Origin of the sequence: Nocardia arseniciresistens (assembly GCF_046764875.1) — a bacterium.
Classification (GTDB): Bacteria; Actinomycetota; Actinomycetes; order Mycobacteriales; family Mycobacteriaceae; genus Nocardia; species Nocardia arseniciresistens.
The window spans coordinates 1-14,195 of the sequence record NZ_JBKORD010000025.1 but is presented as its reverse complement, the minus strand read 5'-3'; the positions used below and the strand labels follow the sequence as shown (position 1 = coordinate 14,195).

Genomic DNA, 14,195 nt, shown 5'->3' with positions numbered 1-14,195 from the left:
CAGGTAGCGTGCTCCGGGTGAAGCCCGCTGCTGTTCAGGCTCCCGTTTCGGAAGAAGGCCGGTGTCACCGATCGCAGCCTCGGCTGATGGCTCATTGGCTTTGTGTGTCTTGTTTGCCGCTTGCTGCGCATCCGACAGCTTGCGATCGGCGGAGCTTTTTCTCACTGTGGCGGCGACGGTGCCGGTCCCGCCGCCGTGGCCGAGGTTGTCGAGCACCCTGGCAATGGTCGTCCATGATGGCCGCCCCACACCTTGGACCGCAACGCGATTGGGCCGTCGGCAGGCAATAGCCCACCGACGGCCCAGCCACACCAGCCGTCAGAGGTAGGTGTAGGAGACCCCGTTGCTGGTTCCTCCCGGGGTGGTGACGGTGACCAGTATCGTTCCGACCGTGCCGGCGGGGGCGATGGCCGTGATCTGGGTGTCGGAGTCGACACTGAACGAGGTTGCCGGTGTGCCACCGAAACTCACCGCGGTCGCACCTGTCAATGCCGTCCCGGTGATGGTGACCGTGGTCCCGCCGGCCGCCGTGCCCGAGTTCGGACTGACCGCGCTCAGGGTAGGCACCGCCGCGTAGGTGAAGGAGATGCCGTCGACAGTTCCTCCCGCGGTGGTGACCGTGACCAGTACCGTCCCAGCCGTCCCGGCGGGGGTGACCGCCGTGATCTGGGTGTCGGAGTCGACACTGAACGAGGTTGCCGGTGTACCACCGAAATTCACCGCGGTCGCTCCGGTCAGGTTCGTGCCGGTGAGCACGACGGTGGTGCCGCCTGCCACCGGACCGGCGTTCGGGGCGATGGCGGTGAGGGTGGGCACCGCGACGTAGGTGTAGGAGACCCCGTTACTGGTTCCGCCGGGTGTGGTGACGGTGACCAGTATCGTCCCAGCCGACGCAGCTGGGGCAATGGCCGTGACCTGGGTGCCGGAGTCGACACTGAACGAAGCCGCCGGTGTGCCACCGAAACTCACCGCGGTCGCACCTGTCAATGCCGTCCCGGTGATGGTGACCGTGGTGCCGCCGGTCACCGGACCTGCGTTGGGCGCCACCGTGGTCAGCGTCGGCACCGCCGCGTAGGTGTAGGCGACCCCGTTGCTGGTGCCACCTACCGTGGTGACGGTGACCAGTATCGTCCCAGCCGTGCCGGCGGGGGTGACCGCGGTGATCTGCGTGGCGGAGTCCACGACGAACGAGGTCGCTGGTGTGCCACCGAAACTCACCGCCGTCGCACCTGTCAGGGCTGTGCCGGTGAGCACGACCGTCGTTCCACCAGCCACCGGACCAGCGTTCGGGGCGATGGTGGTCAGCGTGGGCACCGCGACGTAGGTGTAGGAGACCCCGTTACTGGTTCCACCGGCTGTGGTGACGGTGACCAGTATCGTCCCAGCCGACGCAGCTGGGGCAATGGCCGTGACCTGGGTAGCAGAGTCGATCGTGAACGAGGTCGCCGGTGTGGCACCGAAACTCACTGCGGTCGCACCGGTCAGGTTCGTCCCGGTGAGGACGACCGTGGTGCCGCCTGCCACCGGACCGGCGTTGGGTACCACCGTTGTCAGCGTCGGCACCGCGACGTAGGTGTAGGAGACCCCGTTGCTGGTTCCTCCTGCGGTGGTGACGGTGACCGACACCGTCCCGGCCGTCCCGGCGGGGGTGACGGCGGTGATCTGGGTGGCGGAGTCCACGACGAACGAGGTTGCCGGTGTGGCACCGAAATTCACCGCGGTTGCACCGGTCAGGTTCGTCCCGGTGAGGACGACCGTGGTGCCGCCGGTCACCGGACCTGCGTTGGGTACCACCGTGGTCAGTGTCGGCACCGCCGCGTAGGTGTAAGAGACACCGTTGCTCGTTCCACCGACGGTGGTGACGGTGACCGAGACCGTTCCGGCTGTGCCTGCGGGGGCGACGGCGGTGATCTGGGTGGCGGAGTTCACGGTGAACGAGGTCGCTGGTGTGGCACCGAAATTCACCGCGGTCGCTCCGGTCAGGGCTGTACCGGTGAGGACGACCGTGGTGCCGCCTGCCACCGGACCGGCGTTGGGTACCACCGTTGTCAGCGTCGGCACCGCGACGTAGGTGTAGGAGACCCCGTTGCTGGTGCCACCGGCTGTGGTGACGGTGACCAGTATCGTTCCGGCCGTCCCGGCTGGGGTGACGGCGGTGATCTGGGTGGCGGAGTCCACGGTGAACGAGGTTGCCGGTGTGGCACCGAAATTCACCGCGGTCGCTCCGGTCAGGTTCGTGCCGGTGAGCACAACCGTGGTGCCGCCGGTCACCGAACCCACGTTGGGTACCACTGTGGTGAGGGTGGGCACCGCGACGTAGGTGTAGGAGACCCCGTTACTGGTGCCACCTACCGTGGTGACGGTGACCGACACCGTCCCAGCCGACCCGGCGGGGGTTACCGCCGTGATCTGCGTGTCGGAGTCCACGGTGAACGAGGTCGCCGGTGTAGCACCGAAATTCACCGCGGTCGCACCCGTCAGGGCTGTGCCGGTCAGTACGACCGTCGTCCCACCAGTCACCGGACCAGCGTTCGGGGCGATGGTGGTCAGCGTGGGCACCGCGACGTAGGTGTAGGAGACCCCGTTACTGGTTCCACCGACGGTGGTGACGGTGACCGAGACCGTTCCGGCTGTGCCTGCGGGGGCGACGGCGGTGATCTGGGTGGCGGAGTTCACGGTGAACGAGGTCGCTGGTGTGGCACCGAAATTCACCGCGGTCGCTCCGGTCAGGGCTGTACCGGTGAGGACGACCGTGGTGCCGCCTGCCACCGGACCGGCGTTGGGTACCACCGTTGTCAGCGTCGGCACCGCGACGTAGGTGTAGGAGACCCCGTTGCTGGTGCCACCGGCTGTGGTGACGGTGACCAGTATCGTTCCGGCCGTCCCGGCTGGGGTGACGGCGGTGATCTGGGTGGCGGAGTCCACGGTGAACGAGGTTGCCGGTGTAGCACCGAAATTCACTGCCGTCGCTCCGGTCAGGGCTGTGCCTGTGAGGACGACCGTGGTGCCGCCCGCTACCGGACCGGCGTTCGGGGCGATGGTGGTGAGGGTGGGTACCGCGACGTAGGTGTAGGAGACCCCGTTGCTGGTTCCTCCTGCGGTGGTGACGGTGACCAGTACCGTCCCAGCCGTCCCGGCGGGGGTTACCGCCGTGATCTGGGTGGCGGAGTCCACGACGAACGAGGTTGCCGGTGTAGCACCGAAATTCACCGCGGTCGTACCGGTCAGGGCTGTGCCTGTGAGGACGACCGTGGTTCCACCGGTCACCGAACCCACGTTGGGCACCACTGTGGTGAGGGTGGGCACCGCGACGTAGGTGTAGGAGACCCCGTTACTGGTGCCACCTACCGTGGTGACGGTGACCAGTACCGTCCCAGCCGACCCGGCGGGGGTGACCGCGGTGATCTGCGTGGCGGAGTCCACGGTGAACGAGGTCGCCGGTGTAGCACCGAAATTCACCGCGGTCGCACCCGTCAGGGCTGTGCCTGTGAGGACAACCGTGGTTCCACCGGTCACCGAACCCACGTTGGGCACCACTGTGGTGAGGGTGGGCACCGCGACGTAGGTGAAGGAGACCCCGTTACTGGTTCCACCCGCGGTGGTGACGGTGACCAGTATCGTCCCGACTGAATGGGCGGGGGTGACCGCCGTGATCTGCGTCGACGAGTTCACGGTGAACGAGGTTGCCGGTGTAGCACCGAAATTCACTGCGGTCGCACCGGTCAGGTTCGTGCCGGTGAGCACGACCGTCGTTCCGCCGGCCACCGGACCGGCGTTGGGTACCACCGTGGTGAGGGTGGGCACCGCGACGTAGGTGTAAGAGACCCCGTTACTGGTTCCACCCGCGGTGGTGACGGTGACCGACACCGTCCCAGCCGTCCCGGCCGGTGTGACCGCGGTGATCTGGGTGGCGGAGTCGACGACGAACGAGGTTGCCGGTGTGGCACCGAAATTCACTGCGGTCGCACCGGTCAGGTTCGTGCCGGTGAGCACGACGGTGGTGCCGCCGGTCACCGGACCGGCGTTCGGGGCGATGGTGGTCAGGGTGGGTACCGCGACGTAGGTGTAGGAGACCCCGTTACTGGTTCCTCCTGCGGTGGTGACAGTGACCAGTATCGTTCCGGCCGCACCTGCTGGGGCGACGGCGGTGATCTGCGTCGACGAGTTCACGGTGAACGAGGTTGCCGGTGTGGCACCGAAATTCACTGCGGTCGCACCGGTCAGGTTCGTGCCGGTGAGCACGACGGTGGTGCCGCCGGTCACCGAACCGGCGTTCGGGGCGATGGTGGTCAGGGTGGGCACCGCGACGTAGGTGTAGGAAACCCCGTTGCTCGTTCCACCGGCTGTGGTGACCGTGACCGACACCGTCCCAGCCGTCCCGGCCGGGGCGACGGCGGTGATCTGCATGGCGGAGTTCACGGTGAACGAGGTCGCCGGTGTGGCACCGAAATTCACCGCGGTCGCACCGGTCAGGTTCGTCCCGGTGAGCACGACGGTGGTGCCGCCGGCTACCGGACCGGCGTTGGGTACCACCGTGGTGAGGGTGGGCACCGCGACGTAGGTGTAGGAGACCCCGTTACTGGTTCCGCCGGCTGTGGTGACGGTGACCAGTATCGTCCCGACTGAATGGGCGGGCGTTACCGCCGTGATCTGCGTGGCGGAGTTCACGGTGAACGAGGTCGCCGGTGTGCCACCGAAACTCACTGCGGTCGCACCGGTCAGATTCGTTCCGGTGAGCACGACCGTGGTCCCGCCGGTCACCGGACCGGCGTTCGGGGCGATGGTGGTCAGGGTGGGCACCGCGACGTAGGTGTACGCGACGCCGTTACTCGTTCCACCCACGGTGGTGACCGTGACCAGTATCGTCCCGACTGAATGGGCGGGCGTTACCGCCGTGATCTGCGTCGACGAGTTGACCGTGAACGAGGTCGCCGGTGTGCCACCGAAACTCACTGCGGTCGCACCGGTCAGATTCGTGCCGGTGAGCACGACCGTCGTTCCGCCGGCCACCGGACCAGCGTTGGGTACCACCGTGGTCAGCGTGGGCACCGCGACGTAGGTGAAGGAGACACCGTTACTCGTTCCGCCGGCTGTGGTGACCTTGACCAACACCGTCCCGACTGAATGGGCAGGCGCCACCGCCGTGATCTGCGTCGACGAGTTCACGGTGAACGAGGTCGCCGGTGTGCCACCGAAACTCACCGCGGTCGCACCGGTCAGATTCGTTCCGGTGAGCACGACCGTCGTCCCACCAGCCACCGACCCCGAAGCCGGACTGATGCTGGTCAAGGTAGGAACCCCAGCATAGGTGTAGGGCAGCGGGCCGCTCGTGCCATCCAGCAGTGCCTGTACGGTGACGTTCACCGTGCCGGTTCCAGGCGGAGCGATGGCGGTGATCTGAGTATTGGAGTCGATGGTGAATGTCGTTGCCGTCGTACCGAACCGGACAGCCAAAGGGCCCACACCACTGAATCCGGAGCCGGTGATGATTACAGAGTTGAAACCCGCTGCAGGGCCGGAAGAGGGGGTCAGCGAGGTGATTACAGGGGGCATCGTCTTACCTTCTAACTAGTGATTAGTGAAAAGGGTTCTCCCGCAGCAGCACAGGCCTAGCTGTTACAGCCGCATATCCCCAGTAACCCACCAGCGACGGCACTTCGGCAATGTATCCCCCGTCCGTTTTCGTCCGGTTTGTATCCGTTTTCGGGTTCGGCCGGTCGCCCGTTCGGTCGGTGCAGTACACGGCGCCGGTGTTTGCTGGCGGGCTACGCGGCGGACAGGGCGGCGTCGATGTCGTCGCGGCCGAGCGGGCCGATCCTCCCGCTGACGAGCATCGCCGCCATCACCGGATACAGGGCGGTGGCCAGCGGCACCAGTACCGCGATGCGGCACTTGCCGGATCGGGCCGGTGACCGCGCGAGATCGACAGCGCGCACATCCTGGTCACGGTCACTACTGCGGCTGGAACGAGCGCCGGGGTATCGTTTAGGTGATGCTGATCGGCTGCGTCGCAACGCTTGTCAGCCTGTTCTCCGGGCAGGTATGGGGTTACCTGATCGAGCAGATCGGTTGTCCGAAGTGTCAGCACCGGCAACGTCCCGGCGGCAATCCGAAAACGGACGAAAACGGATCGGGAGCCTCATTGCCCAGGTACCGGTCCAGGGGCGTTAATGGAAAGGAGCCGGGTCACTAAGAGAGTCGGGCATCCCCCGGTGCAGAGGAACCCTCACCACCCGAAACGAAGGAGGCGCCACCATGCCTACCATCACCTCCCAGCCTCGGGTCCCACGACGGGGGTACCAGTGTCACGATCACCGGTACCGGTTCACCGGTGGCCTCACCGTGCGGTTCGGCACCACCGCGACCGTCTTCACCGTCAACTCCGCTACGCAGATCACGGCGGTCGCCCCCGCCGGGACGGGAACCATGCAGGTCACCGTCACCACCTCGGGTGGCACCAGCAATGGGGTCGCCGACACCTATGTTCCGATTCCCACCTTGACCACGGTGGTTCCGAATGTGGGGCCCGTCGCGGGTGGGACGACGGTTGTCCTGACCGGGGCGAACTTGTCCGGGCTGATGCGGTCACTTTCGTTGGTACGGAGGCGACTTCGTTCACGGTCGACTCGGCTATGCAGATCACGGCGGTCGCTCCCGCAGGGACAGGAAGTGTGTCGGTCACTGCGACGACAGCGGGTGGAGTCAGCAACGGCGGCTCCTACACCTACGTCTGAAGGCTGACGTGCCTGGGCCGTCGGTGGGGTGTTGCCGACGGGCGCAGTCGCGTCGAGGTCGAGCGGATAGCGCAGAATCCGTCACCCCATAGACGGAGGTTGCAGGGGCAAAGGGGGGTTTTCATTGGCGACGGTATTGAAGTTGCTGCTGGCGGAGCGGCATCTCAAGAGTCATCCGGATTTTCTGGCCGCATATGATAGGTGCGCCGCGCAGCTGGACCCGATCATTCCTCCGGGGCATGGGCCGGCGAAGGCGCAGTACTACCAGTGGCTATCGGGCCGGATGATCGGGCTTCCCCGCGACTATCACTGCCGGGTGCTCGCCAAGATGTTCCCGGGCTGGACGGTCGAAGGATTGTTTCAGATGGCCAACTCCGCACCAGCAGGCACTCGATCGCACGAGGTAGGTCTTCCAGCCACCGACGTCGAGCTCGAGGCGTTCCTCGGGCCTGAGATGGTCGCTAACGGCACGACATTGGTATACCCGACCTTCGAGCTGACGAGCCGGTCTGTGGACGCACTCCAGGCGGCGAAGATTCCCCTTCAGCGCATATACGAGAGGAAGGCCAGTGCGTTCACGGCTCGACATCACATCGACGTCCCGGTCATGTTGACGGAGAACGACATTCGCGGACTGCTGTACGTGTTCTCCCTGCTTCAGCGCCACACCAGCATTCCGATCGACTTCCAGAGCGACCGCGACATCGTCGCGCACTGCGACCGCCCGTACATCAGTTTCGGACTGAGCAGCAACGACTGCACCCATGTGTATCTCGCAAGCGTCGAGCGCCCGCTGTTCACCATCCGCGACAGTCCTGCTGAGGACGGCCCGTACCTGGAGCACCTGGAGCTGGCTGATGGAAGCCGGTATGAATCGAGCGATGACCGCAACATCGGCATCATCGCGCGGGTACGACCGAGCCCGGATCTGCACCCCGACCGATACTGGATAATTTGCGCGGGTATGGGCCCGCGAGGCACCTCCGGTGCGGGTTGGTTTCTTGCCAACTATTGGAGTTCCCTCCAGCAGCGTGCCGGTGATCGTGAGTTCGTTGCGGTCATCGGCGTCCGCACGTACTCCGACCAGATGGTCAGCTTGGAGAATTTGCTGATGAAATCACACGAGAGTGCATGAGTTGGCTTCGATAGTCGATAGTCGATAGTCGATGGGCGACTCGGGCGCGCGGTCGTGACCAACGATCGCGCCGACTGTGGATGGTGCAATCCTTTTGTCTCACGTGTAGGCACCCCCGAGAAGCCAGTCGGACCAGGAGATACTCCAATCGCCGTTCTGCCAGAAGTCGAGGGGTTCGCCGCCGGTGTTGCGGACCTCGACGACGTCGCCGGGGATGACGAAGTCGTAGAACCATGCGGCATCGTCGGGGGAGATGTTCAGGCAGCCGTGTGAGACGTTGGTGTTGCCTTGGGCCCACATGGTTGCGGCCAGTTCATGCACGAAGATTCCGTCGTGGCTGATGCGGACCGCATGGTTGATGCTCGTGCGGTAGCCGCCGGCGTTGGTCGGCAGGCCGTAGCTGGCGGAGTCCATGATCACCGGGTCGTTTCGGTCCAGCACGGTGTAGATGCCGGGGCGGGTCCAGAACGACAGGTATCTGCCACCGACAGCCGCGGTGCCGCCCTTGCCCATCGACGTGGGCATGGTTCGCACCAGGTTCCCGTTGTCGAAGACGTCGATCTGTTTGGTGTTGTCGTCGGCGATCGCGACATGTGCGGGGCCGATGATCACCGACACCCGTTGGTCGCGCAGGCCGTAGCGGCCTTCGCCGAGCGCGCGGCCGAAGAGTTCGGCCGCGATCGTGATCCTGGTTCCCGGTGCGTAATAGTGCTCGGGTCGCCAATGTGCGTTCTGATCGTCGAGCCAGTACCAGGCACCGGTGACGGCGGGCTGGGTGGTGACCTTCAGGTGGCGTTCCGCGGCCGCCCGATCGACGGGTTGGTCGAAATAGGCGACGATCACGAAACCCACTCCGTAGGTGTCGTTTTCGGCCAACTCGACGAGATTGGCGGAGCGCAGGGAGACGTCGATGAGCTGTTGCGGTTGTACCGTGGTGCAGGTTGCCGTCGTGGTGACATCGCCGGTTTCGCCGTGTGCCACGACTTTCGCGGTGTAGGTGTGTCCGTAGCCGAGTGGTTCGGAGCTGGTCCAGGTTCGCTGATCGGGTGCCGGTGCGCCCGGCAGCGGTCTGCCCGTTTCGTCGATCCATTCGACCGACCGCAGCGTCCCGTCGTCGACCGTGACTGTGCCGGGACTGCGCGCATCGACGTCGCGGGTGCCGGGTGGGGGATCGAATCGGATCATGGCGGGTTTGGGGGGCGCGGGCTCTCGCAGCCCGCATCCGGCCAAGGCGAGGCCACCCGCACCGCCGAAGCCGATCAGTAGCCGACGACGTCCCAATGCCACCTTGTATCTCCTTTCGCCCGGTGTAGGGCCGACCTGTATCCGTCAGCATGTGGTAGCTACGCGCTTGCTGAGACATCAACGGGCGGGATCTCCACCGATCCGCCGCACAACCGACACCGTTCCGCGATAGATCCGGGTCCTCGGTCAAGACAGTCATGACTGGTCTGCAGGAGATCCTTCGCAACTCCGCGAGCCCAATATCGAGTCTTTCCGGCTCCCCGCCGGTCAATAATGCGATGGGTCGATGCGGCGTGGTTCGCACGGTTCCGGTCGAGTACTTCTCGTGGGTGGTGGGTCTGCGCGTGCAGGTTCAACCGATCACCTGTCTGATCGACATCGTCATCGACAACGAGGAGGGCCTATGTCTGCTTCCCCTGTGGGTCCGCCACTGCAGCGCACATTGAAGAAGCGGCATCTGTCGATGATCGCGATCGCCGGAGTGATCGGCGCTGGATTGTTCGTCGGGTCCGGAGCGGCGATCAAGGAGGCCGGTCCAGGTGTGCTCATCGCCTATGCGCTTGCCGCGGTGGTGGTAGTCCTCGTGATGCGCATGCTCGGCGAGATGGCCGCGTCCAATGTGGAGACGGGCTCCTTCTCCACATACGCGGACAAGGCGATCGGTCGTTGGGCGGGGTTCAGTGTCGGCTGGCTCTACTCCTGGTTCTGGATCGTGGTGCTGGGGGTGGAAGCGACCGCGGGCGCGGCGATTCTGCACCGGTGGATGCCGGATGTACCGCAATGGTCATGGGCGCTGATCCTGATGGTGTTGTTGACGCTCACAAATGTCGCCTCCGTGAAGTCGTTCGGTGAGTTCGAGTTCTGGTTCGCCTCGATCAAGGTCGCCGCGATCGTGATATTCCTGGTGCTCGGAGTGGTCGCGATATTCGGTTTCATGCCGGGGCTCGACGCTCCGGGCCTGCGCAATCTGACGGGGCATGGCGGCTTCATCCCCAACGGGACGGGCGCGGTGCTCGGGGCCGTCCTTGTCGTGGTGTTCTCCTTCTTCGGCGCGGAGATCGCGACGATCGCGGCCGGCGAGTCCGAGCATCCGGAATCGTCGGTGCGGGCGGCCACCCGGTCGGTGGTGTGGCGAATCCTGTTGTTCTACATCGGTTCCATCGCGATCGTCGTGACGCTCATCCCGTGGGACAGCGCGACCGTGGCGTTGAGCCCGTATGTCGCGGTGATCAAGTTGTATGGCATTCCGGCAGCGGCGACCATCATGGATGTCATCGTGCTCACCTCGGTGCTCTCGTGCCTGAACTCGGGGCTCTACACAGCGAGTCGGATGCTGTTCTCGCTGTCTCGGCGGGGCGATGCCCCGGCAGGCTGGTCCGAGATCAGCCGACAGGGTGTGCCGGTTTCGGCTGTGCTCGCCTCCACGGTCGTCGGATTCTTGACCGTCGGCCTCAACTACCTCTCGCCGGACACAGTATTTCTGTTTCTGCTGAACTCCTCGGGCGCCATAGCGTTGTTCGTCTGGCTCATCATCGCGGTCTCACAGCTGCGTCTGCGGCGCAGGCTCGAGGCAGCGGGTGCGGTCGATATCCCGCTGAAAATGTGGGCGTTCCCCTATTTGACCTACGCGACTATTGCCGCGATTATCGCGCTCCTGGTCGGCATGGCTTTTCTACCCGCGACCCGAGAGCAGTTGCTGGTGTCCTGTGCCCTCGCGACGGTGGTCGTCGCGATCGGTGTGTTTCGCAGGCATCCCGTGATCACGGGAAGGCATCAGGTGGATGGCCACCTCCTTGCGTCGAATCACCGTTCGGCAGAAGAGACTTCGGGGCACTGATCGAACCCGAGGAAATCCGACAGCAGCGGCAGGAGGGTCGTGGCGCCGTCGATAGGGATGGTATGGCCGCCGTCCGGGATGGTGTGAGCTACTCGGAAGTCGGTGCGGACACCGCGCGTCGATGCCTGTAAGCGACTGTGCGTGCTTGTTACCATCATCGACATGCTGGCCGGCCACGTTCGTTTCCCTGCTTGGGCGGCACTCTTATGGAGCGCGGTCCTCGTCCTCATTTTCGTCGTTGCGCCGCCCGCCGCCGCCGAACCTGACAGCACATGGCTATGTCGGCCCGGGCAGTCGAACGACCCCTGTGGCGGTCGCTCGGGCGCGCCGATCGACTGCTTTTACGTGTATCCCACTGCCTCGCTGCAGCGGTCCACGAACGCGAACTTCGATACGTCGCCCGAGCTGAGAGCGCTTGCCAGGGTGCAGGCGGAACCGTTCGGCGCGAACTGCAACGTGTGGGCCCCGGTGTATCGGCAAGTGCCGCTCTTGGCACTGTTCACCGCGACGGGGCAGGAGCGTAGTGCGGCGCTCGACCTCGCGTACACCGACATCGAACAGGCCTGGGACGACTACCTCACGCACCACAACAATGGTCGCGGCGTCGTGCTCATCGGTCACTCTCAGGGTACCCGGATGCTGCGGACGCTGATCCACAATCGAATCGACGGGAAACACGTTCAGTCGCAACTGGTTTCGGCGCTCCTACTCGGGGGCGATGTACTGGTGCGGAAGGGGGCGACGGTCGGCGGCGATTTCGCCTCGGTACCTGCGTGCGCCGATCCGGGACAGACCGGATGCGTCGTCGCGTTCTCCACCTACTCGCGAACGCCGCCGCCGAACACCCGCTTCGGTCTGCCGCCACAGTTCCCCGACGCCTCGGCGGTGCGCGGGACACTGCCGTTCGGCCCCGAGTACGAGGTGCTCTGCACCAACCCGGCCTCCTTGCGCGACAACCTCGCCGTCCCGATCCATGGCATCGTCGCGGGCATTGCGGTCGACGGATTCCGCGGCCGCTGCACAGTCGGCGACGGACCGCACGTTCTCATGGTCGAGGGTCAGGGCGCTACGCTCCTGCCCGCTCTGCCGAACGAGACCTGGGGACTGCACAACTTCGACGTCAACCTCGCACAGCGGGACCTGGTTGATCTGGTCGGTACACAGAGCGCGGCGTACGAGCGCTGAGGGTCTACCGGCCCTGGCTGGATTGAGCGGATTGTCGAGATGTCCTGGGTCGACTTTTTTCGTTTTCGGTGTGTTGCAATCGGTTGTGCTGCAGGATTTGTCTTCGCTCGGGCCCGCTGGCTGACCGAGGCCTCGGCGGCCGGGGTGTTCAACGGCGGGTGAGGCGATCGCCAGCCAGGCCGGGTTGGCTGTGACCGAAGGATAGTCGTTGTGCGACAGGGTAATTGGATGAATTCCAAGTTGGCCACGATGCAGAGCAGTTGCACTCGGCGCGCTGATGATGGTCGATGCCCGGAGGGATCGAGCAAGCCGATGGGGTGCTCGATCTTGTCGAGGAGCGCGGAGTGCGGTGTTTGTTGGCCGTCAACGAGTTTGATTGCGCGGAACGTTGTGTGTTCCACGATATCCGCGAGGCGCTCGGCCTCGCGCCGCGTACCCCTTTGACCACTCTGGACGCACGTGATCGGCACACGTGCACGCAATGCCCGCTCGACCTCGTCGAGTCCTGTTTCATTCGCATCAGGAGTAACGCATTTGACCACCCCCATCGGATCGTCGGTCGGCGCCGGCGTCCCACGCATTGCGATATACACCTCGGAATACGCTGCGGACCCACACCGCGTCTATCGCGAGATGCGCAGCCGCTATGGCTCTTTCGCGCCGGTGGAGCTGGCTCCGGGGGTGCCCGCCACCTTGGTGATCGGGTACCGTGAGGCCGTGCGGATCCTCCACGATCCCGAACATTTCCCGGCCGATCCGCGGGTGTGGGAACGGTCAATTCCCGACAGCTGCCCGGTCAAGCCCATGATGAGGTGGTATCCGGGAGTGGCGCGCAATGCGGGCGCGCTGCATGCTCGATACCGGCAAGCCAACGTCGCGGCGATCGACGGCGTCGACCTGTATGGTCGGCAGGCCGCAGTGGAGAAGACGGCCACCTGGCTGATCAACACCTTCTGCGAGGCCGGCGAAGCCGATTTGCTCAGTCAATACGCGTTCCCTCTCGTTTTCGCGGGCCTGAACGAGATGCTGGGCTGTCCACCGGCATTGGGCGAGCGGGTCGCGACCGGCATGGCCCACCTCTTCAACGCCATCGACGACAAGGCGGATTTGGGCATGAAGATGCTCAGTGAAGCGCTGTTGGAGGTGGTCGCGCTGAAACGCGCTGAACCCGGCGACGACATGGTCACCCGTTTCGTGCAGCACCCAGCCGATCTCAGTGAGGAGGAGATATTGGTGAACGTCATCAGCATGTACGGTGCCGCGCTGGAGCCGCAGCAGAACCTGATCGTCAATACGCTGCTGCTGATTCTCACCGATGACCGGTTCGGCGGTGACGTGCTGGGTGGCAGTCTGTCGACACGCGACGCGCTCGATGAGGTCTTGTTCACCGACCCGCCGGTGTCGAACTACGCCACTAGCTATCCGCGGCAGCCGATCCTGATCGGCGACACCTGGCTGCCTGCGCACCAGCCGGTGGTCATCAGTTTGGCTGCTTGTAATAACGACCCCGTCCTGTCCGACGGCGAGTTTCTGGGTAACCGTTCGCATTTGGCGTGGAGTCTCGGACCGCACGCGTGTCCCGCCAAGCCGATGGCGTCCCTGATTGCGCAGGAAGCTATCGACCAGCTGCTCGATGCACTGCCGGAGATGCGCTTGGCTGTCCGGGCCGAGAAATTGACTTGGCGGCCGGGTCCGTTCCATCGGGCGCTGGCGGCGCTACCAGTGGTCTTCCCCAAATCTCCGCCATTGAATGTGCCTTAGCGCGGGAGTCATCGTTCATCGGTTGCGGCAGCACCTCGCTGACCGCGCCGACGGAGTCGAGTCGCAGGTGCTTCCGTAGCTCCAGCACTAAACTCAGCGCGAAATATGCTGGCGGACAACGGGAACCGGCGCGCGTCGAGCGGATGACCTCGGAGGGTCATCCGCTCGCGCTCGATGCCGGCGCGCGTCGAGTCAGTTGCGGAAGGTGTCTTTGACCTTCTCGCCCGCATCCTTCAGGTCGGACTTGGTCTGATCGGCCTTGCCCTCGCGCTGCTTGTCCTTGTCATCGGTGGCCTCG

8 protein-coding genes and 1 pseudogene are annotated in these 14,195 nt (G+C 64.9%); 5 read left to right on the top strand and 4 right to left on the bottom strand.

Translation table 11 applies throughout. The features are described 5' to 3' along the window. Positions 1-318: 318 nt before the first annotated feature. On the bottom strand, positions 319-5,553 hold the full coding sequence (locus tag ACLMAJ_RS34520) for a beta strand repeat-containing protein (RefSeq protein ID WP_412018089.1): 5,235 nt from the start codon (positions 5,551-5,553) through the stop codon (positions 319-321). Positions 5,554-5,765: 212 nt separating this feature from the next. Further along, entirely contained in the window at positions 5,766-5,936 is a 171-nt protein-coding gene (locus ACLMAJ_RS34515; RefSeq protein WP_412018088.1) for a hypothetical protein, read from the bottom strand. Between the two features lie 319 nt (positions 5,937-6,255). On the opposite strand from ACLMAJ_RS34515, the gene ACLMAJ_RS34510 reads away from it, so the two are divergent. Both ACLMAJ_RS34510 and ACLMAJ_RS34505 read left to right on the top strand, forming a co-directional pair. Then, positions 6,256-6,741, top strand: coding sequence for an IPT/TIG domain-containing protein (locus ACLMAJ_RS34510; protein ID WP_412018087.1), 486 nt, complete (start codon positions 6,256-6,258; stop codon positions 6,739-6,741). A 117-nt stretch (positions 6,742-6,858) separates the two neighbouring features. Continuing rightward, positions 6,859-7,869 carry a hypothetical protein gene (locus ACLMAJ_RS34505; RefSeq protein ID WP_412018086.1) on the top strand — a complete coding sequence of 337 codons (1,011 nt, stop codon included), beginning with the start codon at positions 6,859-6,861 and terminating at the stop codon, positions 7,867-7,869. Positions 7,870-7,968: 99 nt separating this feature from the next. On the opposite strand, the gene ACLMAJ_RS34500 is transcribed toward ACLMAJ_RS34505, so the two are convergent. Beyond that, positions 7,969-9,156, bottom strand: a complete 1,188-nt coding sequence (locus tag ACLMAJ_RS34500; RefSeq protein ID WP_412018085.1) for a L,D-transpeptidase — start codon at positions 9,154-9,156, stop codon at positions 7,969-7,971. Between the two features lie 361 nt (positions 9,157-9,517). On the opposite strand from ACLMAJ_RS34500, the gene ACLMAJ_RS34495 reads away from it, so the two are divergent. From ACLMAJ_RS34495 to ACLMAJ_RS34485, 3 genes are all read left to right on the top strand, one after another. Continuing rightward, positions 9,518-10,951 carry an amino acid permease gene (locus tag ACLMAJ_RS34495; protein WP_412018084.1) on the top strand — a complete coding sequence of 478 codons (1,434 nt, stop codon included), beginning with the start codon at positions 9,518-9,520 and terminating at the stop codon, positions 10,949-10,951. Between the two features lie 162 nt (positions 10,952-11,113). Beyond that, positions 11,114-12,136 (top strand): DUF3089 domain-containing protein, encoded by a 1,023-nt coding sequence (locus tag ACLMAJ_RS34490; protein WP_412018083.1) that lies wholly within the window; start codon positions 11,114-11,116, stop codon positions 12,134-12,136. 534 nt (positions 12,137-12,670) lie between these two features. Further along, positions 12,671-13,897, top strand: coding sequence for a cytochrome P450 family protein (locus ACLMAJ_RS34485; RefSeq protein ID WP_412018082.1), 1,227 nt, complete (start codon positions 12,671-12,673; stop codon positions 13,895-13,897). A gap of 192 nt (positions 13,898-14,089) precedes the next feature. On the opposite strand, the pseudogene ACLMAJ_RS34480 reads toward ACLMAJ_RS34485, so the two are convergent. Continuing rightward, a pseudogene (locus ACLMAJ_RS34480) lies at positions 14,090-14,195 on the bottom strand (CsbD family protein); the annotation flags it as partial.

Coding starts and splice junctions, on each gene's coding strand:
- ACLMAJ_RS34520 (WP_412018089.1), bottom strand. CDS start 5,553: ATGCCCCCTGTAATCACCTCGCTGACCCCCTCTTCCGGCCCTGCAGCG.
- ACLMAJ_RS34510 (WP_412018087.1), top strand. CDS start 6,256: ATGCCTACCATCACCTCCCAGCCTCGGGTCCCACGACGGGGGTACCAG.
- ACLMAJ_RS34495 (WP_412018084.1), top strand. CDS start 9,518: ATGTCTGCTTCCCCTGTGGGTCCGCCACTGCAGCGCACATTGAAGAAG.
- ACLMAJ_RS34490 (WP_412018083.1), top strand. CDS start 11,114: ATGCTGGCCGGCCACGTTCGTTTCCCTGCTTGGGCGGCACTCTTATGG.